At 67.7% G+C, this 12,756-nt stretch carries 12 protein-coding genes; 8 read left to right on the top strand and 4 right to left on the bottom strand.

Features of this window, described 5'->3' with window-relative positions:
- The 3 genes from V7Z54_RS07880 to V7Z54_RS07890 form a co-directional block, all read right to left on the bottom strand.
- Nucleotides 1–418: sulfurtransferase (locus V7Z54_RS07880; RefSeq protein WP_334135654.1), on the bottom strand; the 418-nt coding region annotated here is incomplete at its 3' end.
- Entirely contained in the window at nucleotides 415–1,293 is an 879-nt protein-coding gene (locus V7Z54_RS07885) for a DMT family transporter (RefSeq protein WP_334135656.1), read from the bottom strand. The genes V7Z54_RS07880 and V7Z54_RS07885, both read right to left, overlap by 4 nt.
- Before the next feature lie 162 nt (nucleotides 1,294–1,455).
- Nucleotides 1,456–2,622 (bottom strand): aromatic ring-hydroxylating oxygenase subunit alpha, encoded by a 1,167-nt coding sequence (locus V7Z54_RS07890; protein WP_334135658.1) that lies wholly within the window; start codon nucleotides 2,620–2,622, stop codon nucleotides 1,456–1,458.
- Between the two features lie 532 nt (nucleotides 2,623–3,154).
- Here V7Z54_RS07890 and xseB point away from each other — a divergent pair.
- The 7 genes from xseB to dut all read left to right on the top strand — a co-directional run bounded on the left by xseB (nucleotide 3,155) and on the right by dut (nucleotide 10,672).
- Nucleotides 3,155–3,400 (top strand): exodeoxyribonuclease VII small subunit, encoded by a 246-nt coding sequence (gene xseB / locus V7Z54_RS07895; protein ID WP_334135659.1) that lies wholly within the window; start codon nucleotides 3,155–3,157, stop codon nucleotides 3,398–3,400.
- A complete protein-coding gene (locus tag V7Z54_RS07900; protein WP_334135661.1) occupies nucleotides 3,397–4,332 on the top strand; it encodes a polyprenyl synthetase family protein in 936 nt (311 codons plus the stop codon). The genes xseB and V7Z54_RS07900 overlap by 4 nt, the downstream gene beginning before the upstream one ends.
- Nucleotides 4,333–4,383: 51 nt before the next feature.
- Entirely contained in the window at nucleotides 4,384–6,288 is a 1,905-nt protein-coding gene (gene dxs, locus V7Z54_RS07905; RefSeq protein WP_334135663.1) for a 1-deoxy-D-xylulose-5-phosphate synthase, read from the top strand.
- A 200-nt stretch (nucleotides 6,289–6,488) separates the two neighbouring features.
- A complete protein-coding gene (locus V7Z54_RS07910) occupies nucleotides 6,489–7,568 on the top strand; it encodes a TRAP transporter substrate-binding protein (RefSeq protein ID WP_334135664.1) in 1,080 nt (359 codons plus the stop codon).
- Between the two features lie 161 nt (nucleotides 7,569–7,729).
- The gene (locus tag V7Z54_RS07915) at nucleotides 7,730–8,338 is read left to right on the top strand and encodes a TRAP transporter small permease subunit (protein WP_334135666.1); all 609 of its coding nucleotides are present in this window, start codon (nucleotides 7,730–7,732) and stop codon (nucleotides 8,336–8,338) included.
- A 31-nt stretch (nucleotides 8,339–8,369) separates the two neighbouring features.
- Nucleotides 8,370–10,205, top strand: coding sequence for a TRAP transporter large permease (locus V7Z54_RS07920; RefSeq protein ID WP_334135668.1), 1,836 nt, complete (start codon nucleotides 8,370–8,372; stop codon nucleotides 10,203–10,205).
- Entirely contained in the window at nucleotides 10,202–10,672 is a 471-nt protein-coding gene (gene dut, locus V7Z54_RS07925; protein ID WP_443082455.1) for a dUTP diphosphatase, read from the top strand. The genes V7Z54_RS07920 and dut overlap by 4 nt, the downstream gene beginning before the upstream one ends.
- A gap of 29 nt (nucleotides 10,673–10,701) precedes the next feature.
- On the opposite strand, the gene V7Z54_RS07930 is transcribed toward dut, so the two are convergent.
- Complete coding sequence (locus V7Z54_RS07930) at nucleotides 10,702–11,199, bottom strand: FKBP-type peptidyl-prolyl cis-trans isomerase (RefSeq protein ID WP_334135669.1); 498 nt, start codon at nucleotides 11,197–11,199, stop codon at nucleotides 10,702–10,704.
- 14 nt (nucleotides 11,200–11,213) lie between these two features.
- Between V7Z54_RS07930 and V7Z54_RS07935 the strand changes: the two genes are divergently transcribed.
- Nucleotides 11,214–12,413 (top strand): JmjC domain-containing protein, encoded by a 1,200-nt coding sequence (locus V7Z54_RS07935; RefSeq protein WP_334135670.1) that lies wholly within the window; start codon nucleotides 11,214–11,216, stop codon nucleotides 12,411–12,413.
- Nucleotides 12,414–12,756 lie beyond the last annotated feature (343 nt).

Raw genomic sequence — 12,756 nt, forward strand, 5'->3', positions numbered from 1 at the left:
CCCAGCCGCCGTCCAGTACCGCCACCGCCTCGTGCCCGCACCAGCGCAACAGCCACCACAGGCGAGCGCTGGTCATGCCGCCCTGCCGGTCATAAGCCACCACGGGCGTGTCGGGGCGGATGCCCCAGGCCGCCAGACGGGCCGCCATGGTCTCGCGCGTGGGCAGCGGGTGGCGCCCGCCGCACAGCGCCGGGTCGGTGCCAGCGCTGAGGTCGTCGTCCAGGTGCAGATAAAGCGCGCCCGGAATGTGCCCGCTGTGGTACTGGGCCCCGCCGGCTTGGGGGTCGGTGAGCTCGAAGCTGCAATCGAACACGCGCCATGAGGCGCCCGCGGCCAGCGCTGTACGCAGGGTCGTGGCGTCGATGAGCGGGCCACCGGGCCAGGACATGGGGTCGGTGGGCAGGCTGGAGCGGGTCATGCGTGTTCCTGCGCAGGAAGCTTGGGGACGGCGCGTTCGCGCAAAAAGGTGGCCGCCACGCCACTGGCTACGATCAGCGCCATGCCCAGCCAGCCGCTCCACGGCAGCACGTCACCGAAGATCAGCAGACCGTACAGCGCGGCAAAGGCGATGCCGAAATATTGCAAGTTGGCCACCACCAGTGTGGCACCGCTGGCGTAGGCGCGGGTCATACACAGCTGGCCCAGCACAGCGAATAGGCCGATGGGCAGCAGCCACCCCGCGTGGGGCGTGCCCAAGCCGTGGCTACCGATGACGGCAGTGCCGGCAAAACCCACGGCCGTGGCGCCCAGCGAAAAATAAAACACCGTGCGCGTTTCGGGTTCGCCGGCGCGCGACAGCGCGGCCACCTGCAGATAGGCCAGCGCCGAGGTCAGCCCGGACAGCAGGCCTGACAGGCCGCCCAGCGCTGCTGCGCCATCGAACGTAGGCCGCAGCACCAGCGCCACGCCGCCAAAGCCGATCAGCACGGTGGCAAACAGCGGTGCCTGGCCGCGCAACGGCTGGCCGCTGCGTTGCCACAGCAGCGCACCGCCCAGCAAAAACGCCGCCACCCAGACGCTGCTCATGTAGTTGAGCGTCATGGCTGTGGCCAGGGGCAACTTGGCAATCGCGTAAAACCACGCCAGCAGCGAAATCGTGCCCACAATGGTACGCCACAAGTGCATCCCCGGCACGCGTGTGGCCAGCGACACGCCACGCAGCCGAGCCAGCACAGCCAGAAAAACCACGCCAATCAACCCGCGGTAGCCCACCACCTCGAAGCTGTGGAAGTGTGCCGACGCGAACTTGATGCACACCCCCATCGACGCGAACAGAAACGCGCCCAGCACCATCCATAGGGCTTGTGCTGGGCGGGGCGTGGCGGACGGCAAGCTCGCTGCGACGTTGGCCGCCGCGACGTGCGTCGATACCGTCGCGGCGCGCGCCCGGACACCTCGAGGGCCCGCCGCTGCGCGTGCCGATGACCGAGGCGGGTGGGACTGGGGTCTCAGGGCTTACCCCGCGATGTCGCCCTGGGCTGGCATGCCCATCTTGGCGCGGTACCACTCGTGGAAGTGCTGCATGCCGTCTTCCATCGGGCTTTGGTACGGCCCCACTTCGCTGGTGCCGCGCCGCATTAGCGCCTGGCGGCCGGCGTCCATCCGTTCGGCGATCTCGTCGTCCTCGACGGCCGTCTCCATGTAGGCCGCGCGCTGCGCTTCCATGAATTCGGGCTCGAAAGCGGCGATTTCTTCGGGGTAGTAGAACTCGACCACGTTTAGCGTCCGGTCCACCGCGATCGGGTGCAGCGTCGAGATCGTCAGCACGTGCGGGTACCACTCGACCATGATGTGCGGGTAGTAAGTGAGCCACACGGCCCCGTGCTCCGGCAGGCGTCCTTCTCGGTGACGCATCAGCACCTCATGCCAGCGCTGGTACACCGGGCTGCCCGCCTTGGCCGCCAGATTTTGCACCCCCACGGTCTGCACCGAGTATTCGCGTGCAAACTGCCAGCGCAGGTCGTCACAGGTGACGAAGTTGCCCAGCCCGGGGTGGAACGGCACCACGTGGTAGTCCTCGAGATAGACCTCGATGAAGGTCTTCCAGTTGTAGTGGCACTCGTGCAGCTCGACGTGACCCAGCACCATGCCCTCGAAGTTGAAGGCGTCGCCCACGCGCATGTCGGCCAGGTCGGCTGCGATGTCGCGCCCATTGTCTTCGAACAGCATGCCGTTCCATTCGCGTAGCGGCCAGCGCTGCAAGTTCAGGCACGGGTCTTGTGCGAAGTGCGGCGCACCGATCAGCGTGCCCACGGGCAGGTTCTGGCCCAGGCCGCCGCTGTAGGTCCAGCGGTGCAGCGGGCAGACGATGTGGCCACCGGCGTGCGCCTTGCCCTCCTGCAGCAGGTTGCCGCGCCCCTTGAGCATCACCGCCTGCCGGTGGCGGCAGACGTTGCTGACCAGCTCCACGCCGCGCTCGGTGCGGATCAGCACGCGACCCTCGTTTTCGTGGGGCAGCGCGAAATAGTCACCCACGTTGGGCACCGCGTTGGCGTGCCCCACGTAGCGGGGACCGGACTGAAAGATCGTCTCCCGCTCGCGCTGCAGCAGCGCCTCATCGAAATACACAGACACTGGCAGCTGGCTGCGTGCCTGCTGCAACCCAAGGCTCAAATCGGACATGATGACCTGGACCTCTCAAGATCCCCGTGATGGGGCAAATGTGCGTGACTCGTGTGCGGACGGAGACGACGCGGGTTGGTGGGGAACACCTCCTTGTAGGGAGAAAGGACGATCCCCCGCCAGCCGGAGCCCAGCCGCGGGGGACATGCAATTGTATGTCCAAAGGGCTTGGCACCGCAACCACGGCAACAGGTGCCGCGGGTCGTGGCGGAGTCCACGCTCAGATGCGTCCGGCACATGCCGCCCATCGGTGGAGGAGGCCAGCGGCCCCGTGTGCGTCCCGCCTCTCGCAGGCGGGCATCGCGCCCGTCGGGGGCGCCGCATCCCGCTATGTCGGCGTGGGGTAAAGCCGGGGCGGGATGGGCGGATCCGGCGGGTGGCCTACAATCCTGCGCGCGGCTCGCCGAAGGGGGCCGGTGCGCGGTGGGGGCCGGTCGCGCGCAGCGTGGCTGCGCCACGGGTTGGCCGCTTGCGCCCCTGCCGTCCTGGCGCTGTGGTCGTTCGTCCGGTTTGTGTCACCCCTGTCGTCATCATGTCCGAGCCCCTCGCTAGCCCACCCTCTGCAGCGCCAGCCCCCACCTATGAGGCCGCGGTGCAGGAACTCGAGGCGCTGATCGGTCGCCTGGAGTCCGGCCAGATGCCGTTGCAGGATTTGCTGGGGGCCTATCAGCGCGCTAACGAACTGCTGGCCTACTGCCGCAGCCAGTTGCAGGCGGTGGAGGAACAGATCCGCATCGTCGACGGCGAGCGCAGCCGCCCTTGGGAGCCAGGCGCATGACGGCGCTAGCGTCGGCGGCGGCCGAGCTGGGCTGGGAAGGCTGGGTGGCCCGGCGCCAGGCGCAGATGGAGCGCTGGCTGGCCGAACAGCTGCCGGCAGACGCGCCGGCGGGCCTGGCGGACGCCATGCGCTACGCGGTGCTCGACGGCGGCAAGCGGCTGCGCCCGCTGCTGGTGCTGGCGGCGTGGGAAGCCACTGCGGCGCACCATGATGTCGATCCACCCGCCACCGAGCCCGTGTGGGCTGCCGCCGGCGCGGTGGAGTTGATCCACGCGTATTCGCTGGTGCACGACGACCTGCCCTGTATGGACAACGATGTGTTGCGCCGGGGCAAGCCCACCGTGCACGTGCAGTATGGGCAGGCTCAGGCGCTGCTGGCGGGCGACGCCCTGCAGGCGCTGGCCTTCGAGTGGTTGGCGGCGCCGCCTTGGGCCGATCGAGACCCCGCGTTGGCGGTGGCGCTGGTGCGCGAGCTGGCCGAGGCGGCCGGGGCGCACGGGATGGCGGGCGGGCAGGCCATCGACCTGGCGTGTGTGGGGCGCCGCCTCGACCGTGCGGCGCTGGAGGACATGCACCGCCGCAAGACTGGGGCGCTGCTACTGGCCAGCGTGCGCATGGGTGCGCTGGCGGCGCGGGCGCCAGCTGCAGTGCTGGCCGCCATCAGCGCCTACGGGCGCGCGCTGGGACTGGCGTTCCAGATCGTTGACGACGTGCTGGATGTGACCGGTGACACGGCGGCACTGGGCAAAACCGTGGGCAAGGATGCCGCGGCCGACAAGCCGACCTATGTGTCGCTGCTAGGGCTGGAAGGTGCGCGCGCCTGCGCCGACGCGCTGTTACAGCAGGCGCTGGCGGCGCTGCAGGCGCTGTCCGCGCCGCGCGCGCAGGGGCTGGCACAGCTGGCGCGCTGGGTGGTGCAGCGCCAGCACTGACGTCCGTGGCCGCGATGGCCCGGTGCCTCCCGGGCGAAGGAAGATGGATCCATGACCGCACTGCTCGCATCGATCGACTCTCCCGCTGATTTGCGCCGACTGCCGCGGGAGCAGCTGCGCCCGCTGGCCGATGAGCTGCGCGCATTTCTGGTGCAAAGCGTAGCACGCACCGGCGGCCACTTCAGCTCCAACCTGGGCACGGTGGAGCTGACGGTGGCCCTGCACTACGTGTTTGACACCCCGCACGACCGGCTGGTGTGGGACGTGGGACACCAGACCTACCCGCACAAGATCCTGACCGGGCGGCGCGAGCGCATGCACACGCTGCGCCAGCTGGGGGGCTTGAGCGGGTTTCCGGTGCGCAGCGAAAGCGAGTACGACGCCTTCGGCACCGCGCATTCGTCCACCAGCATCTCGGCGGCGCTGGGGATGGCCGTGGCGGCATACCTCAAGGGCGAGCGGCGACGCGCTATCGCCGTCATCGGCGACGGGGCGATGACCGCCGGCATGGCGTTTGAGGCGCTAAACAACGCCGGCGTGACGCGCCTGCCGCTGCTGGTGGTGCTCAACGACAACGACATGTCGATCAGCCCGCCAGTGGGGGCGCTCAACCGCTATCTGGCGCAGTTGATGAGCGGGCGCTTTTACGCCGCCGCCAAGCAGGTAGGCAAGCAGGTGCTCAGTGTCGCGCCTCCGCTGCTGGAGCTGGCCAAGCGGCTGGAAGAGCACGCCAAAGGCATGGTGGTGCCGGCCACGCTGTTCGAGAAATTCGGCTTCAACTACATTGGCCCCATCGACGGGCACGACCTCGGCTCGCTGGTGCCGACGCTGGAAAATATCCGCCGCCTGCTCGACGATGGCGCCGGTCCGCAATTTCTGCACGTGGTCACGAAAAAGGGGCAGGGCTACAAGCTGGCTGAGGCCGACCCGATTGCCTACCACGGACCGGGCCGGTTCGACCCTGCCGTCGGCCTGGTGCCACCGGCACAGCCGCCGAAGCCGACCTTCAGCGCCGTGTTCGGGCGCTGGCTGTGCGACATGGCCGAGCGCGACCGTCGTCTGGTGGGCATCACCCCGGCCATGCGGGAAGGCTCGGGCATGGTCGAATTTCACCAGCGCTTCCCTGACCGCTTCCACGACGTCGGCATCGCCGAGCAGCATGCGGTGACCTTCGCCGCCGGGCTGGCCTGCGAAGGCCTCAAGCCGGTGGTGGCGATCTACTCCACGTTCCTGCAGCGCGCTTACGACCAGGCCATTCACGACGTGGCGCTGCAAAACCTGCCGGTGGTGTTTGCGCTCGATCGCGCGGGCATCGTCGGCGCCGACGGCCCCACGCACTGCGGCGCCTACGACATCGCTTTCCTGCGCTGCGTGCCGAACCTGTCGATCGCCTGCCCGGCGGATGAGGCGGAGTGCTACCAGCTGCTGACCACGGCGTTTGCGCAGTCGCACCCGGTGGCGGTGCGCTATCCGCGCGGCTCAGGGGTCGGGGCACCGTTGCCAGCCGAACCTCAGGCGTTGCCCTTTGGCAAAGGCGAAATCCGCCGCCGGGGTCGTGGAGTCGCCATTTTGGCCTTCGGCACGCTGCTGTACCCGGCTCTGCAGGCGGCTGAAACCTTGGGCGCGACGGTGGCCAACATGCGCTGGGCCAAGCCGCTGGATACTGAACTGCTGCGCGAGCTGACCGCGTCCCACGACGCGCTGGTGACGGTGGAGGAGGGGGCCGTGGCCGGTGGCGCGGGGTCGGCGGTGCTGGAGTGGCTGGCACAGCAAGGGCTGCAACGTCCGGTGCTGACGCTGGGCCTGCCCGACCGCTTCATCGAGCACGGCGATCCGGCCGTGCTGCTGGCACGGCTGGGGCTGGATGCGGTCGGCATCGAGCGCGCGATCCGCGAGCGGCTGGGCGCACATGTGCCGGCGCGGCCGGCCTTGACGGTGGTGCCCCCGGCGGCGTGAGGTGCTCCCGCGCCTCGTGGCGGGACGGATGTGAGCGAATTCCCGGTGCTGTGAAAAGTCTTCAAACGCCGCCGCCCGTTTCCCGGGGAAAACCCGACCGGGTTCGTCAATGTTCGTGAGCTACACTGTCACCTCCACCAAGGAATAGAGACCGTCGCGCCCGTGGCGGTTGTACTTCTGGGTAACCAAAGGAGTTGTTCATGGATCGTCGTTCCGTCATCAAGCACGCCGGCGTCGCCGGTATCCTGGCCGCTGCCGCGGCGCCTGCGGTACACGCGCAGCCGACCATCCGTTGGCGTCTGACCTCCAGCTTCCCGAAGTCGCTCGACACCATCCACGGCGCGGCGGAGGTGTTTGCGAAGGCCGTCAACCAGATGTCGGGGGGCAAGTTCCAGGTGTCGGTGCACGTGCCGGGTGAACTGGTGCCGGCGTTCGGGGTGGTGGACGCCGTGCAGCAGGGCACCGTCGAGGCCGGCCATACCGCGTCGTACTACTACTTTGGCAAGGACGATACCTTCGCCATCGGCACCGCCATTCCGTTTGGCATGAACAGCCGCCAGCTCACGGCCTGGTTCTACGACGGCAACGGCATGAAGCTGATGCGCGAGTTCTACGACCAATACAACATCGTCAACTTCCCCGGCGGCAACACCGGTGCCCAGATGGGTGGCTGGTACCGCAAGGAAATCAAGAGCCCGGCCGATATCAAGGGGTTGAAGTTCCGCGTTGGCGGCTTCGCGGGCAAGGTGGTTAGCCGCATGGGTGGTGTGCCGCAAAACATCCCCGGTGGCGAGATCTATCAGGCGCTGGAGAAAGGGACCATCGACGCCACCGAATGGGTGGGACCGTACGACGACGAGAAGCTGGGCTTTTACAAGGTGGCCAAGAACTACTACTACCCCGGTTGGTGGGAGGGCGGCGCTCAGCTCGACTTCTATTTCAACAAGAAGGCCTACAACGACCTGCCCAACGAGTACAAGGCGATGGTAGAGGCGGCCGCGTCCCACGCGCACACCACGATGCAGGCCATGTACGACGCGCGCAACCCAGCGGCGCTCAAGCGCCTGGTGGCCAACGGCGTCAAGGTGCAGGCGTTTCCGAAGTCGGTGATGGACGAGGCGTTCAAGCAGGCCATGGGGCTGTACGAAGAGCTCAGCAGCAGCAACCCCAACTGGAAGAAGGTGTACACCGACTACCGCAATTTCCAGCGCGACGCCAACCTGTGGTTCCGCTTCACCGAAGCGCGCTTCGACAGCTACATGCAGTCGGTCAAGCTGTGATCGCCTCCGTCCCAGGGGCCTTGCCGCCGCGCCGGCGGCGCCCGCTGGGCTGCAGCCCCGCTGCGGCGGGGTTTTTTGTTCGGGCCGGCGTCGCCGGAGGGCTGGCGTTCGGCTAGACTTCGGGCCCGCCCGCGATCCGGGCTGGATCTGGAGATAACGACATGAACCTGTTGTTGCGTGTGGTGCGCACCATCGATGGCCTGAACCGGGCGGTGGGCTGGGGCGTGATGTGGTTGATTCTGGCGGCGACGCTGATCAGCGCTGGCAATGCGGTGGTGCGGCGCGTGTTTGGTGTCAGCTCCAACGCCTGGCTGGAGGTGCAGTGGTACCTGTTTGCCGCCGTCTTCATGCTGGGTGGCGGCTACGCCTTTCTGCGCAACGCCCACGTGCGTATCGATTTCCTCTCAGCCAAGCTGAGTGCGCGCTCGCGTAACTGGATCGACGTCGTGGGTATCGTCGTCTTCGTGCTGCCGCTGTGCGTGATGATGATCAAACTCGGCTGGCCGCTGTTTGAGCGCGCCTGGGCCAGCGGCGAGATGTCGTCCAATGCCGGAGGGCTGATCCGCTGGCCGGTCTATCTGCTCATCCCCGTCGGCTTTGCCTTGTTGGCCCTGCAGAGCATCGCCGAGCTGATCAAGCGAATCGCCTTCCTGCTGGGCCGCGGCAGCGACCCGTTGGATCACACCGGACCCAGCGAAGCGCAGATGCTGGCCAAGGAGATCGCCGCGGCCGAAGCGCAGAAGGCGGCGGTCGCCCGCCCCGGCGCCTAAGAGGCCTGCAACCCATCAAGGACGGCCTGTCATGACCGCATTCCTGCACGACAACTTCGTCCCGGTGATGTTTGCCGGGCTGCTGGTGTTCTTGCTTACCGGCTTTCCCGTGGCGTTTGCGCTGGCGGCCACGGGCCTGTTTTTCGGTTTTATCGGCATGGAGATCGGGCTGTTTCCGGACAACCTGTTCCAGGCCCTGCCGCTGCGCGTGTTCGGCATCATGCAGAACGACACGCTGCTGGCCATCCCGTTCTTCACCCTGATGGGCATCGTGCTGGAGCGCAGCCGCATGGCCGAAGATCTGCTGGAGACGGTGGGACAGGTGTTCGGTCCGGTGCGTGGCGGCTTGGCGTTCGCGGTGGTGCTGGTGGGTGCGCTGCTGGCCGCCACCACGGGCGTGGTGGCGGCGGCGGTGATTTCGATGGGACTGATTTCGCTGCCCATCATGTTGCGCTACGGCTACAACCGCTCCATCGCCACCGGCGTTATCACGGCCTCGGGCACGTTGGCGCAGGCGGTGCCACCGTCGCTGGTGCTGATCGTGCTGGCCGACCAGCTCGGCCGCTCGGTCGGTGATATGTACGCCGGCGCGTTGCTGCCGTCGATGCTGCTCATCGGTTTGTACCTGCTGTTCATCGCGGTGGTGGCGGTGCTGCGTCCCTCGTGGGTGCCGGCGCTGCCGCCCGAGGCCCGCATCTACCGCGAAGACGATGGGGCCAGTGGGCACCGCTCGCTGCTGGCGCTGCTGTTGGTGGTGGGGCTGGCCGCCTGGGGCTGGGCGCAGGTACACGGGGCGGTGCTCAATCCGCTGCTGGGCCGAGCCGCCGAGACGCCGGCGCCGACCGACGAGGTGGTGGTGCTGTCGACGACGGTGGCGGCGTTGCTGGCGCTGCTGCTGGCGGCGCTCAACCGGGGGCTGCGGCTGGGGCTGCTGTCGCGTCTGGCCGAGCAGTTCACGTTCGTGCTCATTCCGCCGCTGGTGCTGATCTTCCTGGTGCTGGGCACGATCTTCCTGGGTGTGGCGACGCCCACCGAGGGCGGGGCCATGGGTGCCGTGGGTGCTTTGATCATGGCGGCGCTGAAGCGGCGCCTGAATTGGACCATCGTGCGTCAGGCGCTGGAAAACAGCACCAAGCTGTCGATCTTCGTGCTGTTCATTCTGATCGGCTCCACCGTCTTCAGCTTCACCTTCAACGCTGCTGACGGGCACATTTGGGTCGAGCACCTGTTCGACGCCATTCCGGGGGGGGTGATCGGGTTCCTGGTGGTGGTCAACCTGCTGGTGTTCGTGCTGGGGTTCTTCATCGACTTCTTTGAGATCGCCTTCATCGTCGTGCCGCTGTTGGCGCCGGTGGCCGACAAGATGGGCATCGACCTGATCTGGTTTGGCGTCATCCTGGCGATGAACCTGCAGACCTCGTTCCTGACCCCGCCGTTTGGTTTTGCGCTGTTCTATCTGCGCAGCGTCGCCGCGCGCGAGGACTACACCGACCCCGTGACCCAGCGCCGCATTCCAGCGGTCACCACCGCGCAGATCTACCGCGGCTCGGTGGCGTTCATTGTGCTGCAGGTCATCATGGTGGCCGTGTTGATGTGGCAGCCGCAGCTGGTGACTGGCAATATTCAAAAGGCGGTCGAAGGCGACATGGACGCCATTCGGCAGCAGCTGATGGACATGCCGGTGGGCGGGGACGAGGCCCAGGACAGCCCGTGGGGCAACGAGCAGGGCGACGGTGCCGCCGGCGAATCGCAGGCGGGGGCGGGGCAGCGTGGCGAAGCGCCCCAGACCGATGCGGCCGACTCGGCGGCGAAAGAGGAAGACCCGATGGAGGCGCTCAAGCGTCAGATGTCGGAGGGGAAGCGGTGACGCCCGCAGCGCCGGGTCTGCGCGTGGGCGTGCGCATCCTGGACGAGCGGCTGCGCGATCGGCTGCCGGGCTACGCGACGCCCGGCAGCGCCGGCATCGACCTGCGGGCCTGCCTGGACGGTCCGCTGACGCTGGCACCCAACGCCTGGGAACTGGTGCCGACCGGTATCGCTATCCACTTGGCGGACCCGGGCTATGCTGGCCTCATCTTGCCGCGCTCGGGCTTGGGGCACAAGCACGGCCTGGTGCTGGGCAATCTGGTGGGGTTGATCGACAGCGACTACCAGGGCCAGCTGATGGTCAGCGCCTGGAACCGCAGTCCGGTTCCCTTCACCATCGAGCCGCTGGAGCGCATTGCGCAGTTGGTGATCGTGCCGGTGGTGCAGGCGCAGTGGCACGTCGTCGAATCGTTTGCCACCTCCACCCAGCGCGGCGAGGGCGGCTACGGCTCGACGGGCCGCGGTTGAGGCGGACGTAGGGGTGCCGTGGGTGGCACTCAGCGTTGCACACGCAGCTGGAAAAACCCCGCCCCTGTGCTGCCGCGCCCCACTTCCTCGGCGCTGGCCTCACGCACCGCGTGAATGCGCAGCGCCAATCGTAACGCCATGCCGGCCAAGGGGTGGTTGGCATCCAGCACCACGTGTTCAGGGTAGATGTCGCTGACGAAGTAGAGTCGGTCGCGCGGCGCGCTCGGGGAGCAGCCGGGTGGCAGCCCTTCGAATACCATGCCCACTTCCAGCGGTTCGGGAAAGGCGGAGCGCGGCTCCAGGAAGATCAGCCGGTCGTCGAACTGGCCAAACGCCTGATCCGGCTCCAGATGCAGATCCAGCCGGTCGCCCGCCTCATGACCCTGCAGTGCCTGCTCGATGCTGGCCAGCAGGTCGCTGCCGCCGACCAGAAATTCCACCGGTTCGTCGCACTGGTCGAGCACGTTGCCCGTGCTGTCTTTCAGGGTCCAGCTGAGGCTGACCACGCAAGAGGGAGTGACTTTCATTGGACAATTGTCCCATGAAGACGACGCCCGCCGCTCCCCCCGCATCTGTGCCGGCAGCCATCGCTCTGGATGAGCCGTTGGCGCTGCTGGCCGGACTGAGTCCTCGCCAGTTCATGCGCCGCTATTGGCAGCGGCGACCGCTGCTGATTCGACAGGCCATCGCGGAGTTCGTGCCGCCGCTGGATCGCTCCGCGCTGTTCGAACTGGCCGCGCGCGACGAGGTCGAGTCGCGCTTGATCGTGCATGACCCGGCAGCGGGCGAGCCGCAGCAGTCGTGGCAGCTGCGCCACGGTCCGTTTGATCGGCGCGCCCGCCGGGGCGAGCGGGCGTTGCCGCCGCTGCAGCGGCCGGGCTGGACACTGCTGGTGCAGGGCGTCGATTTGCACGACGATCGTGTGCACGCGTTGATGCAGCGCTTCCGCTTTGTGCCCGACGTGCGGTTCGACGATGTGATGATCTCTTGGGCTAGCGACGGCGGGGGCGTCGGCCCGCACTACGACAGCTACGACGTGTTTTTGCTGCAGGCCAGTGGCCGGCGGCGCTGGCGCATTGGGCGGCAGCGCGATTTGACGTTGGTGCCGGATCTGCCATGCAAAATCCTGCAGCGCTTCGAGCCCGAGCAGGAATGGGTGCTGGAGCCCGGCGACATGCTGTATCTGCCACCCCGGTGGGCGCACGAAGGCGTGGCCGTCGGCGGCGACTGTATGACGATATCGATTGGCTTTTGGGTGCCGCAGCGCGGCGCCTTGGCGGCCGAGCTGGCGGCGCGTTTGGCGGACGACTGGGACGATGATGTGCTGTACCGCGACGCCGGTCAAGCCGCCACTGCCGAGCCGGCACGCATCCCGCCCCAGTTGCAGGCGTTTGCGCACCATAGCCTGCAGCGGATGCTGGCCGATTCCCGTGCGCTGCAGCGGGCGCTGGGCGAGGTGCTGACCGAGCCCAAGCCGCGCGTGTGGTTCGAACCGCCCGCGGTGCCATGGTCGCCTGGCGCAGTGGTGCTGGACCGCCGCACGCGCATGGCGTACGACGACCACCACATCTTCATCAACGGCGAGGCGCTGCGGGCCCGCGGGCGCGACGCCGCGCTGATGCGGCGTCTGGCCGATGCGCGCGCACTCGGCGCGGAAGCGGTGCGGCGCGCCAGCACCGATGCGCGGGCGGTGCTGGCGCAGTGGTACGAGGATGGCTGGCTACACCGGGTAGATGAGTGAATCGACGTTGCAATCCGTTACAACCCTATGCGGGAAAACCCGGATTTGGTGAATTAGAATATCGAGGGTGAGGCGCTGCGTACAGCGGCGCCACACGGTCCGCAAAGACCCTGCCCGGAGGGTGGCGGATGTGCAACACGGATTCCGGAAACAACCCCCTGTGTTTTGACCCAACACGCGAGCCTGATGATGAAAAACACGACACTCATTGCTGCATTGATCGCTGCCGCGGCCCTGGTGGCCTGCGGCAAGAAGGAGGAACCCGCGCCTGCCCAGGCCCCCGCACCTGCTCCGGCGGCGGCGCCGGCACCCGCTGCGGCCGACCAGGCCCAGCAGCCCGCCG

The organism is Tepidimonas sp. (assembly GCF_036824975.1).
Taxonomy (GTDB): Bacteria; Pseudomonadota; Gammaproteobacteria; order Burkholderiales; family Burkholderiaceae_C; genus Tepidimonas.

What these genes read in the sequence shown, in the direction of transcription:
- V7Z54_RS07910 (WP_334135664.1), top strand. Translation starts at nt 6,489, where the DNA reads ATGGATCGTCGTTCCGTCATCAAGCACGCCGGCGTCGCCGGTATCCTG.
- V7Z54_RS07930 (WP_334135669.1), bottom strand. Translation starts at nt 11,199, where the DNA reads ATGAAAGTCACTCCCTCTTGCGTGGTCAGCCTCAGCTGGACCCTGAAA.
- xseB (WP_334135659.1), top strand. Translation starts at nt 3,155, where the DNA reads ATGTCCGAGCCCCTCGCTAGCCCACCCTCTGCAGCGCCAGCCCCCACC.
- V7Z54_RS07920 (WP_334135668.1), top strand. Translation starts at nt 8,370, where the DNA reads ATGACCGCATTCCTGCACGACAACTTCGTCCCGGTGATGTTTGCCGGG.
- V7Z54_RS07885 (WP_334135656.1), bottom strand. Translation starts at nt 1,293, where the DNA reads ATGGTGCTGGGCGCGTTTCTGTTCGCGTCGATGGGGGTGTGCATCAAG.
- V7Z54_RS07915 (WP_334135666.1), top strand. Translation starts at nt 7,730, where the DNA reads ATGAACCTGTTGTTGCGTGTGGTGCGCACCATCGATGGCCTGAACCGG.
- V7Z54_RS07890 (WP_334135658.1), bottom strand. Translation starts at nt 2,622, where the DNA reads ATGTCCGATTTGAGCCTTGGGTTGCAGCAGGCACGCAGCCAGCTGCCA.
- dxs (WP_334135663.1), top strand. Translation starts at nt 4,384, where the DNA reads ATGACCGCACTGCTCGCATCGATCGACTCTCCCGCTGATTTGCGCCGA.
- V7Z54_RS07900 (WP_334135661.1), top strand. Translation starts at nt 3,397, where the DNA reads ATGACGGCGCTAGCGTCGGCGGCGGCCGAGCTGGGCTGGGAAGGCTGG.
- V7Z54_RS07935 (WP_334135670.1), top strand. Translation starts at nt 11,214, where the DNA reads ATGAAGACGACGCCCGCCGCTCCCCCCGCATCTGTGCCGGCAGCCATC.